Source organism: Sulfitobacter aestuariivivens (assembly GCF_014763045.1).
GTDB lineage: Bacteria > Pseudomonadota > Alphaproteobacteria > Rhodobacterales > Rhodobacteraceae > Sulfitobacter > Sulfitobacter aestuariivivens.
Window position 1 is genome coordinate 1,050,916 of record NZ_JACTAG010000002.1, and the last position, 15,212, is coordinate 1,066,127.

At 55.1% G+C, this 15,212-nt stretch carries 17 protein-coding genes; 10 read left to right on the forward strand and 7 right to left on the reverse strand.

Translation table 11 applies throughout. The features are described from left to right. Positions 1-38 precede the first annotated feature (38 nt). On the forward strand, positions 39-521 hold the full coding sequence (secB, locus tag H9Q16_RS14910; protein WP_191076212.1) for a protein-export chaperone SecB: 483 nt from the start codon (positions 39-41) through the stop codon (positions 519-521). Here the strand turns inward: secB and dnaQ are convergent. From dnaQ to H9Q16_RS14930, 4 genes are read right to left on the reverse strand one after another with little or no spacing between them, the layout of a single operon-like run. Further along, the gene (gene dnaQ / locus H9Q16_RS14915; RefSeq protein ID WP_191076213.1) at positions 518-1,204 is read right to left on the reverse strand and encodes a DNA polymerase III subunit epsilon; all 687 of its coding nucleotides are present in this window, start codon (positions 1,202-1,204) and stop codon (positions 518-520) included. The two genes, secB and dnaQ, sit on opposite strands and share 4 nt — an antisense overlap. Then, a complete protein-coding gene (coaE, locus tag H9Q16_RS14920; protein ID WP_191076214.1) occupies positions 1,197-1,787 on the reverse strand; it encodes a dephospho-CoA kinase in 591 nt (196 codons plus the stop codon). The genes dnaQ and coaE overlap by 8 nt, the downstream gene beginning before the upstream one ends. Then, the gene (locus H9Q16_RS14925) at positions 1,787-2,620 is read right to left on the reverse strand and encodes a shikimate dehydrogenase (protein WP_191076215.1); all 834 of its coding nucleotides are present in this window, start codon (positions 2,618-2,620) and stop codon (positions 1,787-1,789) included. Before H9Q16_RS14925 ends, coaE begins: the two co-directional genes overlap by 1 nt. Next, positions 2,617-3,216, reverse strand: a complete 600-nt coding sequence (locus tag H9Q16_RS14930; protein WP_191076216.1) for a Maf family protein — start codon at positions 3,214-3,216, stop codon at positions 2,617-2,619. The genes H9Q16_RS14925 and H9Q16_RS14930 overlap by 4 nt, the downstream gene beginning before the upstream one ends. A gap of 404 nt (positions 3,217-3,620) precedes the next feature. Here H9Q16_RS14930 and H9Q16_RS14935 point away from each other — a divergent pair, with 404 nt between their 5' ends. The 7 genes from H9Q16_RS14935 (at position 3,621) to H9Q16_RS14965 (ending at position 10,968) form a co-directional block, all read left to right on the forward strand. Continuing rightward, entirely contained in the window at positions 3,621-4,070 is a 450-nt protein-coding gene (locus H9Q16_RS14935) for a CopD family protein (RefSeq protein ID WP_191076217.1), read from the forward strand. Positions 4,071-4,195: 125 nt separating this feature from the next. Further along, complete coding sequence (gene rho, locus H9Q16_RS14940) at positions 4,196-5,467, forward strand: transcription termination factor Rho (RefSeq protein WP_191076218.1); 1,272 nt, start codon at positions 4,196-4,198, stop codon at positions 5,465-5,467. Between the two features lie 31 nt (positions 5,468-5,498). Then, positions 5,499-6,785: a tRNA uridine-5-carboxymethylaminomethyl(34) synthesis GTPase MnmE gene (mnmE, locus tag H9Q16_RS14945; protein WP_191076219.1), complete on the forward strand. Its 1,287-nt coding sequence runs from the start codon at positions 5,499-5,501 to the stop codon at positions 6,783-6,785. A gap of 5 nt (positions 6,786-6,790) precedes the next feature. Then, positions 6,791-8,662, forward strand: a complete 1,872-nt coding sequence (gene mnmG / locus H9Q16_RS14950) for a tRNA uridine-5-carboxymethylaminomethyl(34) synthesis enzyme MnmG (RefSeq protein ID WP_191076220.1) — start codon at positions 6,791-6,793, stop codon at positions 8,660-8,662. Then, positions 8,659-9,267 (forward strand): 16S rRNA (guanine(527)-N(7))-methyltransferase RsmG, encoded by a 609-nt coding sequence (rsmG, locus tag H9Q16_RS14955; protein WP_191076221.1) that lies wholly within the window; start codon positions 8,659-8,661, stop codon positions 9,265-9,267. The genes mnmG and rsmG overlap by 4 nt, the downstream gene beginning before the upstream one ends. Continuing rightward, complete coding sequence (locus H9Q16_RS14960; RefSeq protein WP_191076222.1) at positions 9,260-10,066, forward strand: AAA family ATPase; 807 nt, start codon at positions 9,260-9,262, stop codon at positions 10,064-10,066. Before rsmG ends, H9Q16_RS14960 begins: the two co-directional genes overlap by 8 nt. 2 nt (positions 10,067-10,068) lie before the next feature. Beyond that, the gene (locus H9Q16_RS14965) at positions 10,069-10,968 is read left to right on the forward strand and encodes a ParB/RepB/Spo0J family partition protein (RefSeq protein ID WP_191076223.1); all 900 of its coding nucleotides are present in this window, start codon (positions 10,069-10,071) and stop codon (positions 10,966-10,968) included. Here the strand turns inward: H9Q16_RS14965 and hemW are convergent. The 3 genes from hemW to rph are packed head-to-tail and all read right to left on the reverse strand — an operon-like array spanning position 10,951 to position 13,422. Next, a complete protein-coding gene (gene hemW / locus H9Q16_RS14970) occupies positions 10,951-12,111 on the reverse strand; it encodes a radical SAM family heme chaperone HemW (RefSeq protein ID WP_191076224.1) in 1,161 nt (386 codons plus the stop codon). The two genes, H9Q16_RS14965 and hemW, sit on opposite strands and share 18 nt — an antisense overlap. Next, positions 12,104-12,715: an RdgB/HAM1 family non-canonical purine NTP pyrophosphatase gene (gene rdgB / locus H9Q16_RS14975; protein ID WP_191076225.1), complete on the reverse strand. Its 612-nt coding sequence runs from the start codon at positions 12,713-12,715 to the stop codon at positions 12,104-12,106. The genes hemW and rdgB overlap by 8 nt, the downstream gene beginning before the upstream one ends. Beyond that, a complete protein-coding gene (gene rph, locus H9Q16_RS14980) occupies positions 12,712-13,422 on the reverse strand; it encodes a ribonuclease PH (RefSeq protein ID WP_191076226.1) in 711 nt (236 codons plus the stop codon). Before rph ends, rdgB begins: the two co-directional genes overlap by 4 nt. 113 nt (positions 13,423-13,535) lie before the next feature. On the opposite strand from rph, the gene hrcA reads away from it, so the two are divergent. Further along, positions 13,536-14,606: a heat-inducible transcriptional repressor HrcA gene (gene hrcA, locus H9Q16_RS14985; RefSeq protein ID WP_191076227.1), complete on the forward strand. Its 1,071-nt coding sequence runs from the start codon at positions 13,536-13,538 to the stop codon at positions 14,604-14,606. A 3-nt stretch (positions 14,607-14,609) separates the two neighbouring features. Further along, positions 14,610-15,173, forward strand: coding sequence for a nucleotide exchange factor GrpE (locus H9Q16_RS14990; RefSeq protein WP_191076228.1), 564 nt, complete (start codon positions 14,610-14,612; stop codon positions 15,171-15,173). Positions 15,174-15,212: the final 39 nt, after the last annotated feature.

The following is a 15,212-nucleotide window of genomic DNA, read 5'->3' on the forward strand; positions in this document are numbered from 1 at the left end:
GCCCGCGTGGATTTGATTTTCTGACAGGGAGCCAAGCAATGGCCGACGAACAACCCGCCCAAGTGCAACCGCCTTCGATGCGCGTGCTGGGGCAGTACATCCGCGATATGTCTTTTGAGAACATCATGGCCCAGCAAGGTGCGCCTTCCGATGTGCAACCAGACGTACAGGTGCAGGTGAACCTGGACGCCAAAAAGCGGCAGGGTGATCACCAGTACGAAACATCCATCACTCTCAAGGTCACGTCCAAGAACAAGGGCGATGACAAGATGCTGTTCCTGCTAGAGCTGGACTATGTCGGCATTTTCAACATCGAAAATGTACCGGATGACCAACTGCATCCCTTCCTGATGATCGAATGCCCGCGCATGATCTTCCCGTTCCTGCGCCGGATCGTCAGCGACGTGACCCGCGACGGTGGTTTCCCACCGCTTAACCTTGAAAACATTGATTTCCTGTCGATGTACCGCAACGAAGTTGCCAAACGCGCGCAGGAAAATCCGCCAAAGGCAGACGCCTAAGTCTTAAGCCACAACGGATCGTCGCCCAGCTTGCCGATAAACTCGGCATGGGCGGCGGCCTCTTTCTGTGTCAGGCGGGCAGGCAGGGGCGTTGGACGCGCCGGTGGGGTCCACTCCTGAGATGACTCACCGGAAGTGACCTGCGCCTGTTGCGACAGGGCAAAGTCAGGCTGACGGCCCCCGATTAGTTCCAGATAAACCTCGGCCAGAATTTCGCTATCCAGTAACGCGCCGTGCAGGGTGCGTGACGAATTGTCGATGCCAAATCGCCGGCACAAGGCGTCCAAAGACGCAGGCGATCCGGGAAATCGGCGCCGAGCGATAGCAAGCGTATCAATCGCCTGTTCCCAGGGTATTTGCGGCAGTTTCATCCACTTCAATTCAGCGTTCAAAAACTTGATATCAAATGCGGCATTGTGAATGACCAGCTTAGCGTCCCCGATGAAGTCGAGAAACGCGCGCCCTACCTGTGCAAACTTGGGCTTGTCGCGCAAGAAATCATCACCAAGCCCATGCACCTGAAATGCCTCATCAGGCATGGCGCGTTCTGGGTTGATGTATTGATGGTATGTCTGGCCTGTCGGCACATGGCCGACCAGTTCGACCGCGCCGATTTCAACAATCCGATCGCCCGTTTCCGGGTCAAATCCTGTGGTTTCTGTATCCAATACGATCTCACGCATCGCGCAGCTTTTCCCTGATATCCGCAACGACACTCTGCACCTGCGCGCGGGCATGCTCAACCGTGTCGGTGGTGATAACATAGTCCGATTTGGCGGCCTTTTCTTCGGCAGGCATTTGTTTTGCCCGGATCGTTTCGAATTGGGCCAATGTCATCGTGCCTCGCTCCATTACCCGTGTTTGCTGCACATCAGGGGGAACAATGACACAGGCAACCGCATCCATTTTGGCGTCCCCGCCAGTTTCAAACAGCAAGGGGATATCCAACACTGCGATATCAGACTGCGCGGTCTTCAGAAACGCAGCGCGATCTTCACCAACCAGCGGATGCACGATCGCCTCTATCCTTTTCAAAGCGTCAGGGTCTTTTTCAATGATGGTCTTCAAGGCTGTACGAGACACCGCTCCATCGCGGACAGCGCTAGGAAAGACGTCTTTCATCGCCTCTGCCGCCTTGCCACCCTTGTCATAAAGCCGGTGAACCGCCGCATCCGCATCCCAGACGGCACATCCTTCGTCGGCAAACATCAACGCAGTGGTTGATTTGCCCATACCGATGGATCCAGTGAGGCCAAGAAGGAACATCAGCGCAACGCAGCCGCACGGGTGGCGCGATCAACAACAGGGCGCTGCCCGAACCAACGTTCAAATCCGGGCACAGCCTGATGCAGCAACATGCCAAGACCATCAACGGTGACACAGCCAAGCTGCTCTGCCGTCTCAAGCAGACGGGTCTTGAGCGGGGCATAGACCAGATCTGTCACCACAGTTCCGGGCCGTAACCCGTCCAGTGGCACCCGCATTTCACCTTTGCCGATCATTCCAAGTGATGTGGTATTCACCAGAAGTTTCGCATCATCCATCATGTTTCCGGCCTGTACCCAATCAAAGATGCGCAGCCGGCTTCCAAAATCCGACTTCAAATTCTCTGCGCGCACTCGGGTTCGATTAGAGATCATGATTTCCGGTACGCCCGCATCCAATAGTGCGGTGATAACAGCACGCGCTGACCCTCCCGCGCCCAGTACAGCAGCCGGTCCCGATCTTGGTTTCCAGCCGGGCGCGCCAGTCTTGAGGTTTTCCAGAAAACCGTACCCGTCAGTGTTATCGGCATGAATTTTACCGTCCGGCCGGAATATCAACGTATTGGCTGCCCCGATCAAAATCGCGCGGTCCGTGACAAGATCCGCAAGCTCCATGACCGCCACTTTATGGGGGATCGTCACGTTGAGACCCACAAAGCCCATTTTTGGAAGCGCTCTGAGCACCTCTGCTAGATCATCCCGCGACACGTCCATCGGGATGTAATGCCCCGCAATGCCATAGGTCGACAGCCAGTGCCCGTGCACCTGAGGGGATTTGGAGTGCGCAATGGGGGATCCAATGACACCAGCCAAGGGAATTTTGGGCAAACTCATGTGGGCAGATCTCCCCGCAGGTTGAGATAGTTCAGCAGTTCCAGAAGCGGCATACCCAGAACATGAAAGTAATCCCCCTGGATAGAGGAAAAAAGCCGCACCCCTTCTTCTTCCAGCTTATAACACCCAACCGCGTGTCTGATACCGTCCCAATTCCGATCAACGTAATCAGAGATGTAATCATCACTGACCTCCCGCATCCGGAGCCGCACCTGACCTACGTGACGCCAAATCGGCGTGCCATCCTCGCATATGACAGCCGCGGAAAGCAGGCTGTGACGATCCCCCCGCAACTTGGTGAGCTGTGCAACTGCGTCCTGCCGTGATTCCGGTTTGGACAAAAGCGCGCCGCGATGGTCCAAGACCTGATCGCACCCCAAAACCAAGCTGCCGGGATGTTTCTCACTCACCTTGCGCGCCTTGAGTTCGGCAAGCGTATCCGCAATGTCCCGTGGCGGGGCGTTTTCCGCGTGCAGGGCGTGTTTGACCATTTCTTCATCTACGCGGGGCAGGATGATCTCATGTGGGACACAGGCCTGCTCCAACATTTTTTTTCTGATCTGGGAACCAGAGGCAAGGATCAAGCGTTTTGACATGTTGAAAAGCCTGTGTGCAAACGTGAGGGTTTCTTAAGGGTTTGTTCTGCAAAATGCAGGCTCGGGGTACAAGGCCTTGCCGCTTGACAGCCTGCGGGCGGTTTTTCAGCGATTCCATCACACGCGGATAAGAATAACTCTGTAGCGTGGATACGCTTTGTTATACGAAGACAGTCCAAGAGTTATACAGAGTCTTCAGCGCTTAATTCAATGTTATCTATTTGATAAAACTAAATAAAAAATGGTTAAATGAAAGTTGTCAGATCTCTGTTGGTATCCCTTTCAGACTGTGGAGAAGTGGTGGAACAACGCCATAATCCACAGATTTCACCGTCCCTACTAACAACATCATCTTTCTTCTTTATTTATTTATTATAAGAAGAGCCCAGAGATCGGAGCAGGACATGTCTGACCTTCTGGCACTCGCTTACCCTTGGACCAAGTCCTTGCATATCATTTCGGTCATCTCATGGATGGCCGCCTTGTTCTATCTTCCCAGATTGATGGTGCACCATACTGAGAAAGTCGGTGTCACCGGTGAGACGCACGAACTTTTTGCGATGATGGAGTTCAAACTGGCGCGGGTGATCATGCGCCCGGCGATGCACGCGACCTGGATCTTTGGGCTTGTCTTGGTTTTCACACCCGGGATCGTGGACTGGTCGATGATATGGCCTTGGACCAAAGGGATTTGCGTCATTGCAATGACGGTTTTTCACACTTGGCTGATGATCCGCATGAAGGCATTTCAACGTGGCGAGAATCAATTCTCTGGACGCCAGTACCGCATCGCAAACGAAGTACCGACGGTTTTGATGATCATCATCGTCATCTCCGTAGTCGTGAAATTCTGAGTGATTGACTCAAAACGCGCGCTTACCTATATCTGCGCCACCGCCCCGTCCGGGGATGGCGCAGTCCTGTATATCACCAAAGAACGTCAGCCCGTGAAAACGCATGGCTGCAAAAGGCATTTCCTATGACCGCAGAAACACTGAACCTGGCCGATCTTAAGGCACAAACGCCGAAAAACCTTCTGGCGATGGCCGAAGAACTTGAGATCGAAAACGCCTCGACCATGCGTAAGGGAGAGATGATGTTCCAGATTCTCCGCGAACGTGCGGACGAAGGCTGGGAGATCTCCGGCGATGGTGTGCTTGAAGTGCTGCAGGACGGTTTCGGCTTTCTGCGCTCTCCCGAGGCGAACTACCTGCCGGGCCCCGATGACATCTACGTGTCGCCGGATATGATCCGCCGCCATTCCCTGCGGACCGGCGATACAATTGAAGGTTTGATCAAGGCACCTGACGACACAGAGCGGTACTTTGCCCTGACGGATGTCACAAAGATCAATTTTGAAGAACCTGAAAAGGCCCGCCATAAAGTCGCGTTTGAGAACCTCACGCCACTTTATCCGGACGAACGCCTGAACATGGAGGTTCAGGATCCGACCATCAAGGACAAGACAGCTCGCGTGATTGATCTTGTCTCACCGATCGGGAAGGGCCAGCGATCGCTGATCACCGCGCCGCCGCGTACCGGTAAAACCGTTATCCTGCAGAACATTGCCAACTCGATCGAGCAGAACCACCCTGAATGCTATCTGATCGTTCTGCTGATCGATGAACGTCCCGAAGAAGTTACCGACATGCAGCGATCCGTGAAGGGCGAGGTTATCTCTTCGACCTTCGATGAACCCGCAACCCGTCACGTGGCCGTATCCGAGATGGTGATCGAAAAAGCCAAGCGGCTTGTGGAACACAAGCGCGACGTTGTTATCCTGCTGGACTCTATCACGCGCCTCGGCCGCGCCTTCAACACTGTTGTGCCGTCCTCGGGCAAGGTTCTGACGGGTGGTGTGGACGCAAATGCACTGCAACGACCCAAGCGTTTCTTTGGTGCCGCGCGTAACATTGAGGAAGGGGGTTCGCTGACGATCATCGCGACGGCCCTGATCGACACAGGAAGCCGGATGGACGAGGTGATCTTTGAAGAATTCAAAGGCACAGGCAACTCTGAAATCATCCTGGATCGTAAGATTGCGGACAAGCGGGTGTTTCCCGCCATCGACATCCTCAAATCTGGCACACGTAAAGAGGACTTGTTGATCGACAAAGTCGATCTGCAGAAAACCTTTGTCCTGCGCCGTATCTTGAACCCGATGGGGACGACCGATGCGATTGAATTCCTCTTGGGCAAGCTTAAGCAGACCAAGTCGAATGCGGACTTCTTTGACTCTATGAACACCTAAGTTATTTAATAATAACAATGGGTTAGAAGTGATGGACACGATTTTTGCCCAAGCAACGGCCCCAGGGCGCGCGGGGGTGTCCGTGGTGCGGATATCTGGGCCGACGGTCAGGGAAATTCTGGTGCAAATTGCGGGGTCTGCACCGAAACCAAGACATGCTAGCCTGCGTGAAATCTGTGACAGCAACGGTGAACTGATCGACAGAAGCCTGGTTCTCTTTTTCGAAGGGCCACACAGCTTTACCGGAGAGGATGTTGCCGAACTACATCTTCACGGAAGCATCGCCGTTGTTCAGTCTGTGCTGGACTTGTTGGGGACCTTCGGAGGTACGCGGCTTGCAGAGGCCGGGGAATTCACGCGCAGAGCGTTGGAAAACGACAAAATTGACCTGACACAGGCTGAGGGCCTGGCAGATCTGATCGAGGCGGAAACAGGTGCGCAGCGCAAACAGGCGCTCAAAGTAGTCTCCGGCAAGTTCAAAGAACGGGTCGAACGGTGGCGGGCACAGTTGATCCGCGCTGCCAGCCTGGTTGAAGCGACGATTGACTTCGCGGACGAAGATATTCCGATTGATGTCACTGATGAGGTTGATGCGCTCTTGAGGTCAGTTTTGGCGGATCTCAAGCTTGAAATTGACGGAACGCTCATTGCCGAGCGAGTGAAAACAGGGTTTGAGGTTGCCATTGTGGGCGCGCCGAACGTTGGCAAATCCACGTTACTGAACGCACTTGCGGGGCGGGATGCTGCGATTACCTCTTCGACGGCAGGCACCACACGCGATATCGTCGAGGTGCGTATGAACCTTTCGGGCCTTCCCGTGACGTTCTTGGATACCGCAGGTCTTCGGGATACAGCCGACGAAGTCGAGCAGTTAGGCATCAAGCGGGCGATCTCCCGAGCAGAGAGCGCAGATATGCGTGTTTTTCTGACGGATGGGTCCGACCATCTGAGTGTTCGGCATCTGGACGATGATATTATCATCAAACCGAAGGCCGATTTGATGCCGGACGATAAGAACGCCGTTTCAGGCCTTACCGGTCAAGGTATCGATGCGCTGGTGGGACGCATTAAGGATGTGCTATCTGCACGGGTTGCGACAATTGGATTGGCTACACATCAACGGCACCGGGTTGCAATGAAATCGGCGGTGTCTTACTTGGACGCCGCAAGGCAGGTCTTGTCGGATGGCCCAGACCTCTATGATATTGCGGCGGCTGAGTTGGGGTTTGCGATCCGCGCCCTTGAAGTGTTGGTCGGACGTGTAGATGTAGAAAGCTTGCTGGATGAGATATTCTCCAGCTTTTGCGTTGGTAAATAGATGGGATGTTTCACGTGAAACATTATGATGTCATCGTAATCGGTGGTGGCCACGCGGGTTCCGAAGCGGCGCACGCAGCAGCCCGCATGGGAGCACAAACTGCATTGGTGACAATGACAGAGGACGGTATCGGCGTCATGTCTTGTAACCCAGCGATCGGCGGGCTGGGCAAGGGCCATCTTGTACGTGAAATCGATGCCATGGACGGCGTCATGGGCCGCATCGCCGATCTAGCGGGCATACAATTCCGACTGCTCAACCGGCGAAAGGGGCCGGCCGTTCAAGGGCCCAGAGCCCAGGCAGACAGAAAGATTTACCGCACCGAGATGCTTTCCGCGACCAAGGCGCAACGAAACCTTTCAATTGTTACAGGGGAAGTTGTCGATTTCCTGATTGTTGATGGCATTGTAAGAGGCGTCATTCTGGCTGACGGCGATCAGATTTCAGCGCGTGCGGTGATCCTGACAACCGGCACCTTTCTGCGGGGCGTCATTCACATAGGTGATGTCAGCCGCTCGGGTGGCCGAATTGGTGACAAGTCCTCGGAAGCTTTGGCAGAGAGAATGGACAGTTTTAACCTCCCGATGGGGCGCCTTAAGACCGGGACGCCCCCACGCTTGGATGGCCGCACGATTGATTGGTCGGTTCTGGCGCGCCAAGAGGGCGATGAAAACCCTGAGCTTTTTTCCTTCCTGTCGAAGGACGTCAGCGCGCCTCAGATCGCGTGTGGTGTTACGCATACGAATGAAAACACCCACAAAATCATCACAGACAACCTTCACCTATCTGCGATGTATGGCGGGCATATTGATGGCATTGGTCCGCGGTACTGCCCCTCTATTGAGGATAAGGTTGTTAGGTTTTCTGATAAAACCTCTCACCAGATATTTCTTGAGCCGGAAGGTGCGGACGATCACAAGATCTATCCCAATGGTATATCAACATCGCTGCCCGAAGATATTCAACGCGCCTATGTACATTCGATAAAGGGCTTGGAGTGTGCTGAAATTCTGCAACCGGGATATGCGATTGAATATGACTACGTAGATCCGCGCGCATTGGATTCCACGCTCGCAGTGCGCAGTGTGCCGGGGCTGTATCTTGCGGGCCAGATCAATGGAACCACCGGATACGAGGAGGCCGCGGCACAGGGTTTGGTGGCTGGACTGAACGCCGCCCATTTTGCAAAAGGCGCACCGCCCATTACATTTTCCAGGGCTGAAAGCTATATCGGCGTGATGATCGATGATTTGACAACACGCGGTGTCTCAGAACCCTACCGCATGTTCACATCGCGTGCCGAGTTCCGGCTGTCGCTGCGTGCGGACAATGCAGACCAGCGCTTAACTCCGTTAGCGATAAAGCTTGGCTGCGTAAGCCAAAATCGGCGCGAAATGTATGAAGAAAAGGCGAAACAACTTGATCACGCACGTTCAGTCTTAAGCGAATCCTTGTACACGCCCAAGGAAATCGCAGCTGCAGGTATTGAGATCAATCACGACGGAAAAAAGCGCACCGCGGCGGATGTGCTCGCATTTCCGAAGGTATCATTCGATGACCTCGTGCATCTCAACCCCCTGTTGGGTGAAATTCCCGAGCTTATCCGTCGTCAATCTGAAAAGGACGCGCTGTATTCAAACTACATCTCGCGTCAACAAAAGGACATCGACCTTCTGAAGAAAGATGAAGCGCACCAAATACCGCCGGACTTTGATTACTCTAAGCTGGAAGGCCTATCGAACGAGCTGAAAGCAAAGCTTGGGTCGGCCAAACCTGCCTCCCTCAGGCAGGCTTCACGGATTGATGGTATGACTCCGGCCGCGCTGACGCTCATTCTGGCGCATCTGCGACGTGCCGCAAGGCGCCATTCTGCATGACCCAGAACGCGCTATCGAATGTTTCACGTGAAACAATCGACCAGCTTGAGGCGTTCGTTGCGCTCATCGAGAAATGGAACTCAACGATAAACTTGATCTCCAAGGCAAGCCTTCCCCATATCTGGCGCAGACATATCGTTGATTCCGCCCAACTTTTTGAATTGGCACCGCGCACAGGTCATTGGGTAGATTTGGGCAGCGGTGGCGGTCTGCCTGCGATCGTGCTTGCTATCCTGTCGAAAGGGACGGGTGGTTCCCATCAGTTCACTTTGGTCGAAAGTGACCACCGAAAAAGCGCTTTTCTCCGAACGTCGATCAGGGAGCTTGATCTTCAAGGCCGCGTCATATCGGAGAGAATTGAAGGCGTCGCTCCTTTGGGTGCAGACGTCCTTTCAGCGCGCGCCCTTGCTGATCTGACCACCCTTTTGGGATTCTGCGCACACCACCTCAAGCCAGAGGGCACCGCGCTTTTTCCGAAGGGTCAAAATTGGAAAAACGAGCATGCCAAAGCCCAAGACAACTGGTCATACACCAGTCATGCGATTAAGAGTGAAACGGATCCCGCCGCTGCTGTGTTAAAGATCCAGGATATAAAACGTGTCTGACCCCTCTCGCCCCCCCGGGCCCAAGATAATCGCAGTGGCCAACCAAAAAGGGGGCGTCGGCAAGACGACGACGACCATAAATCTTGCGTCCGCACTTGTCGAAAGTGGTAAACGCGTCCTTCTGGTTGATCTCGATCCTCAGGGAAACGCCTCAACTGGTTTGGGCATCGAACTGGAAGATCGTGAGCTCACGACCTATGACCTTCTCTTGGAGGAGGTCGATCTGCATGACGTGATCAAACCCACTCAGCAGCAGGGGCTCCTCATTATTCCCGCGACGGTGGATCTTAGCTCTGCCGATATCGATCTGATATCTAACGAAAAACGCAGCTTTTTATTGCATGACGCCTTGCGACAGATCCAAATGGACACGCTGGAGCTGGACTACATCCTAATTGATTGCCCGCCATCCTTGAACCTTCTGACAGTGAACGCCATGATTGCAGCTCACTCCGTTCTGGTCCCGCTGCAAAGCGAATTTTTCGCGCTCGAAGGGTTGTCGCAGTTGATGCTGACCATCCGTGAGGTCCGCCAGATCGGAAACACCAATCTGAGGATCGAAGGTATCGTGATGACGATGTATGACAAACGCAACAACCTGTCCCAATTGGTCGAAAGTGATGCGCGCAGCAATCTTGGTGACCTGGTGTTCAAGACGGTGATCCCACGCAACGTACGGGTAAGCGAGGCGCCAAGCTATGCGATGCCTGTCCTGCAGTATGACACGGCATCGAAAGGGGCCCAGGCCTATCGCGCCTTGGCCCGCGAATTGATTGAGAACAACACCAAGGGAGCCTGAAAATGACAGACAGGAAAGACCGGAAACGCGGCCTTGGCCGAGGCTTGTCGGCGCTCATGGCAGATGTGACCGAAAACGAAAGCCCGTCAAATGCTGCTGTGGCGGTCTCGGATCGTCGGGTGCCAATTGAGCAGATTGCGCCCAATCCCGATCAGCCCCGAAAGCAATTTTCCAAGGAAGACCTCGATGACCTTGCCGCGTCGATCAAGGAGAAAGGCGTTATCCAACCCCTGATCGTCCGCGAAACTGCGGCGAGTCGGTTTGAGATCGTTGCGGGCGAACGTCGCTGGCGCGCGGCACAATTGGCACAACTGCACGAGCTTCCCATCATTGTTCGCGATTTCACCGATGCCGAAGTGCTTGAAGTTGCGATTATTGAAAACATCCAGCGGGCGGATCTTAATGCCGTGGAAGAGGCGGCCGGATATCGGCAGTTGATGGACAAATTTGGCCACACCCAAGAAAAGATGGCCGAAGCATTGGGTAAAAGCCGAAGCCACATCGCAAATCTCCTGCGCCTTTTGAACCTTCCTGAGCCAGTTCTTGAGATGCTGCGAAAAGGAGATCTTAGTGCGGGCCACGCGCGCGCGCTCATTCCTGCAAACGATCCCCTCGGACTTGCCCGGCAAATCGTCAAGGGCGGGCTTTCTGTGCGCGCCACCGAAGCGCTGGTGCGCAAAGCACTGAAACAACAAGATGGCGATGCTGCGCAAAAGGCACCACCCCCGCGACGGACAGAAAAGGATGCCGACACAAGGGCTCTCGAGGGTGATTTGTCAGCGACCCTTGGTATGCGGGTCGCGCTGAACCATAGTGCGGCGGGAGAAGGCGGACAGCTCGTGGTGACCTACAAGGATCTTGATCAACTTGATGCGCTTTGCAGGCTACTCAGCGGGAATTAGCGCCTCAATGACAGAGTTCATAATGATAACCCCTTGATTTGAAACGGTTATTCTGTCTTTTCCCACCTCAAGAAACCCCAAGTTGACCAAATCAGCGATCTGATCAGTATCCAGTGACGTACCGCTCAGCGTCTCAAACCGTTCGCGGTCAACCCCTTCGCGCAACCGCAGACCCATCATCAGAAACTCAGCCGCCTGATCAGCCCGGCTCAGGGCCTCTCTTGGCTGTTCCGTTTGCCCATCCCGCGCGCCAATTAACCACCTGTTGGGATTGCTGAAGCAAACCGTGGCATGCTTCTGCCCGTTCAGAGTAAGTCGACCATGCGCCCCTGGACCGATCCCGATGTAATCGCCATACCGCCAGTAAATCATGTTGTGCCGCGACTGCGCACCATCCCGCGCGTGGTTGGAAACTTCGTAAGCGGGCATTCCAGCGGCACCACAGATGTCCTGTGTCATCTCGAACATATCCGCACCCAAATCGTCATTGGGCAATCCGCGCAGCTTGCCCAGCGCATAGCGGTCGCCAAAGGCTGTACCGCTTTCGATCGTCAACTGATACAGCGATATGTGATCAATCGCGAGCGACAGAGCCTGTTTCAGCTCTGACCGCCAGTCCGCTGCAGACTGTTCCTGTCTGCCATAGATCAAATCAAAACTGACACGGTCAAACGTGTCGCGGGCAATATCAAACGCGATCAACGCCTCGTTCGCAGTGTGGATACGGCCCAGACGTTTAAGATCCGTATCATTCAAGGCCTGAACCCCCATCGAGATACGATTGACGCCGGCAGAGTTGTAGGCGCGAAACCTCCCGGCCTCCACAGAGCCTGGATTGGCCTCCAGCGTAATCTCCAGATCATTTGCATGCGGCCAGTGCGACCGGATTGCAGTGATGATATCGGCAACCGTGTCGGGATCCATAAGGCTGGGCGTTCCGCCGCCAAAATACACCGCATTCAAAACGCGGCCGGGTGTTTCAGCCGCTGCACGCGCCAGTTCTGACAAATAGGCATCCCGCCAAGCACGTTGGTCTATTGTACGGCTGACATGCGAATTGAAGTCGCAATAGGGGCACTTGGCCTCGCAAAAGGGCCAATGGATATACAGCCCGAAACCGCCGTTTTGCCAATCTTCAGTCAAAACAGCCCGACATCAGTTTTTCAAATGCATCGGCACGGTGGCTGATCCGGTTCTTTTTATCTGCATCCATCTCAGCAAACGTGATCTCGTAGCCATCAGGCTGAAACATCGGATCATATCCGTGGCCCAACTTCCCCCGGATCGGCCAGACAAGCGTCCCGTTCACCCTGCCTTCAAAGACTTCGTCGTGTCCGTCTGGCCAGGCTAACACCATGGTAGCCCGAAACCTCGCGCGCCGGGGGTGGGCGACGCTTTTCTCTTCCAGCAGCGTATGTGTTTTGGTCATCGCCATCAGGAAGTCGCGCCCAGACGGCGTTTCAGCCCAATCGGCGGTAAAAACACCGGGCGCATTGTCCAGCCCCTCAACCTCGATCCCTGAATCATCCGACAACGCAGGAAGACCGGTTGCCTTGGCAGCGGCGTGTGCCTTGATCCGCGCATTGCCGACAAATGTATCTTCTGTTTCTTCCGGCTCTGGCAAATTTAGTTCCGCCGCACCCACAACTGTCACGCCACGGGGGCCGAAAAGCTGCTCCATTTCTTCCAATTTGCCGGCATTATGAGTCGCAACCAGAATGCGCTTTTCCGTGAACTTGCGCGTCATGCAGTTGCCGTATTTTGCACTGCAACAAGCTCTCCAACACCCTTTTCTGCCAGATCCATCAACTGATCCATCTGGGCGCGTGAATAGGTCGATCCCTCAGCACTCATTTGCACTTCGATCAACTGCCCCGTCCCTGTCATGATGAAATTACCGTCAACACCGGCTTCACTGTCTTCGGGGTAATCCAGATCAAGGACCGGCTGCCCCGCATAGATGCCGCAGCTTACCGCAGCTACAGGCACCAGCGGATCAGAGATCACGTCGCCTGCTTTCATCAGCTTGTTCACCGCCAGCCGCAATGCAATCCATCCACCGGTGATAGACGCGCAGCGCGTCCCGCCGTCAGCCTGCAGCACATCACAATCCACGGTGATCTGTCGCTCCCCCAACGCCACGCGATCAACACCCGCGCGCAGTGACCTGCCGATCAGCCGCTGAATCTCAACTGTGCGCCCGCCTTGCTTGCCGGCTGCGGCCTCACGCCGCATCCGTGTGTTCGTGGCCCGCGGCAACATGCCGTATTCCGCTGTCACCCAGCCAAGGCCGGATCCCTTGATGAACGGCGGCACCCGGTCCTCAATGGTTGCAGTGCACAGCACGTGGGTATCGCCCACCTTGATCAGCGCGGATCCTTCGGCATGTTTGGTGAACCCGACATCAACCGAGACAGGGCGCATTTCATCGAGTTTCCGACCAGAGGGACGCATGGCATTTCCTTTATTGAGGGCTATCCGGGGATACCGCCCCCTGCGACACGGATGCAACCCCGATTGACCTTTGCCCGTGCGATACCTTTATAGTCCCCCAAAGGGGTCCCTTGATGACAGAGACATCTGATCTGCTGCAGGAAATGAACGACCGGTCCCGCGAAGTGTTTCGGCGGGTGGTCGAAGGCTATCTTGAAAACGGTGATCCGGTCGGATCGCGCACGCTGACCCGTGATTTCAGCGAAAAGGTAAGCGCGGCGACCATCCGCAACGTCATGCAGGATCTGGAGTATCTGGGTCTGCTCGGCTCGCCTCACGTCAGCGCTGGCCGAATCCCCACGCAACTGGGGCTGCGGATGTTTGTTGATGGCATGATTGAGGTGGGGGACCCCGCTGAAATCGATCGCGAAATGATCGACGCCACCCTTGGCGACAATGCTGGCGATGTGGGTGGCTTGCTCGACCGCGTCGGCTCTGCCTTGTCGGGTGTGACACATGGGGCGTCCCTTGTTTTGACGCCAAAGTATGAAGCACCGATCAAGCACATCGAATTTGTCTCGCTATCGCACGACCGCGCGCTTGTAGTGCTCGTGTTTTCTGATGGTCACGTAGAGAACCGCTTGTTCACGCCACCTGCGGGCCAGACTCCAAGCTCTATGCGCGAAGCGGCGAATTTCCTCAATGCCGTGGCGGAGGGCCGCACAATCTCGGAACTGCAAGCCGTCGTGGCACGGGAGATCACGCAGCGCCGTCAGGAAATCGACAACCTCTCGCGGGAATTGGTGGAAAGTGGGCTGGCCCTTTGGGAGGGCGGGACAGAAGAACCCGAACGCCTGATCGTTCGGGGGCGGTCGAATCTCCTGGGGACAGAAGCCGAAGTCGAGGACCTGGAACGCATCAGATCGCTGTTTGATGACCTTGAACGCAAGCGCGACATCGCGGATTTCCTTGAACTGGCCGATACAGGCGAAGGCGTGCGCATTTTTATTGGCTCAGAGAACAAACTTTTCTCACTTTCGGGTTCCTCTCTGGTGGTTTCCCCTTATATGAACGCTGATCGAAAGGTGATCGGTGCGGTTGGTGTCATCGGACCCACGCGCCTGAATTATGGACGTATTGTGCCGATAGTGAGCTATACGGCACAGCTGGTCGGAAAATTGGTTTCTGACCGGAGCGAGAGGTAAAAAATGGCAGAGCCGAAAGAAGACGATTTTCTCGATGATATTGATGCCGCCGAAGCGGATGAATACGCCGAGGAAATGGCCGAGATCGATGAAGAAGAGCTGGAGCTTGATCAGCTTCGCGCCGAGCGGGATCAATACAAGGACCGATTCATGCGCGCGCTCGCGGACGCTGAAAATGCGCGCAAGCGGTCGGACAAGGATCGTCGCGAAGCAGAGAATTACGGCGGCTCCAAGCTCGCGCGTGATATGCTCCCGGTCTATGACAATCTCAAACGCGCACTTGAAGCCGCGACCGATGAGCAGCGCGAGGTGTCCGGACCCTTGTTGGAAGGTGTCGAGCTGACGATGCGCGAGTTGCTGAACGTTTTCAAAAAGCACGGCATTGAAGTGATCGCCCCCGAAGTGGGTGACAGGTTCGACCCACAACACCATCAGGCGATGTTCGAGGCCCCGGTGCCTGGTACCAAAGCAGGTGATATCATTCAGGTCGCCGCTGAAGGCTTCATGCTGCACGACCGTTTGCTGCGCCCCGCGCAGGTCGGTGTTTCGTCGACACCGGCCGGATAAGAGATTTCGACCCTCCGGGGGGGATACTTTCAGCCAGAA

Bases quoted from the DNA above. Each gene is read 5' to 3' on its own strand.
- H9Q16_RS14925 (WP_191076215.1), bottom strand. From the start codon at position 2,620: ATGAGTTTGCCCAAAATTCCCTTGGCTGGTGTCATTGGATCCCCCATT.
- rsmG (WP_191076221.1), top strand. From the start codon at position 8,659: ATGACCCAGAACGCGCTATCGAATGTTTCACGTGAAACAATCGACCAG.
- mnmE (WP_191076219.1), top strand. From the start codon at position 5,499: ATGGACACGATTTTTGCCCAAGCAACGGCCCCAGGGCGCGCGGGGGTG.
- hrcA (WP_191076227.1), top strand. From the start codon at position 13,536: ATGACAGAGACATCTGATCTGCTGCAGGAAATGAACGACCGGTCCCGC.
- rdgB (WP_191076225.1), bottom strand. From the start codon at position 12,715: ATGACGCGCAAGTTCACGGAAAAGCGCATTCTGGTTGCGACTCATAAT.
- rph (WP_191076226.1), bottom strand. From the start codon at position 13,422: ATGCGTCCCTCTGGTCGGAAACTCGATGAAATGCGCCCTGTCTCGGTT.
- mnmG (WP_191076220.1), top strand. From the start codon at position 6,791: ATGTTTCACGTGAAACATTATGATGTCATCGTAATCGGTGGTGGCCAC.
- rho (WP_191076218.1), top strand. From the start codon at position 4,196: ATGACCGCAGAAACACTGAACCTGGCCGATCTTAAGGCACAAACGCCG.
- dnaQ (WP_191076213.1), bottom strand. From the start codon at position 1,204: ATGCGTGAGATCGTATTGGATACAGAAACCACAGGATTTGACCCGGAA.
- H9Q16_RS14990 (WP_191076228.1), top strand. From the start codon at position 14,610: ATGGCAGAGCCGAAAGAAGACGATTTTCTCGATGATATTGATGCCGCC.
- secB (WP_191076212.1), top strand. From the start codon at position 39: ATGGCCGACGAACAACCCGCCCAAGTGCAACCGCCTTCGATGCGCGTG.
- H9Q16_RS14965 (WP_191076223.1), top strand. From the start codon at position 10,069: ATGACAGACAGGAAAGACCGGAAACGCGGCCTTGGCCGAGGCTTGTCG.
- coaE (WP_191076214.1), bottom strand. From the start codon at position 1,787: ATGTTCCTTCTTGGCCTCACTGGATCCATCGGTATGGGCAAATCAACC.
- H9Q16_RS14935 (WP_191076217.1), top strand. From the start codon at position 3,621: ATGTCTGACCTTCTGGCACTCGCTTACCCTTGGACCAAGTCCTTGCAT.
- H9Q16_RS14930 (WP_191076216.1), bottom strand. From the start codon at position 3,216: ATGTCAAAACGCTTGATCCTTGCCTCTGGTTCCCAGATCAGAAAAAAA.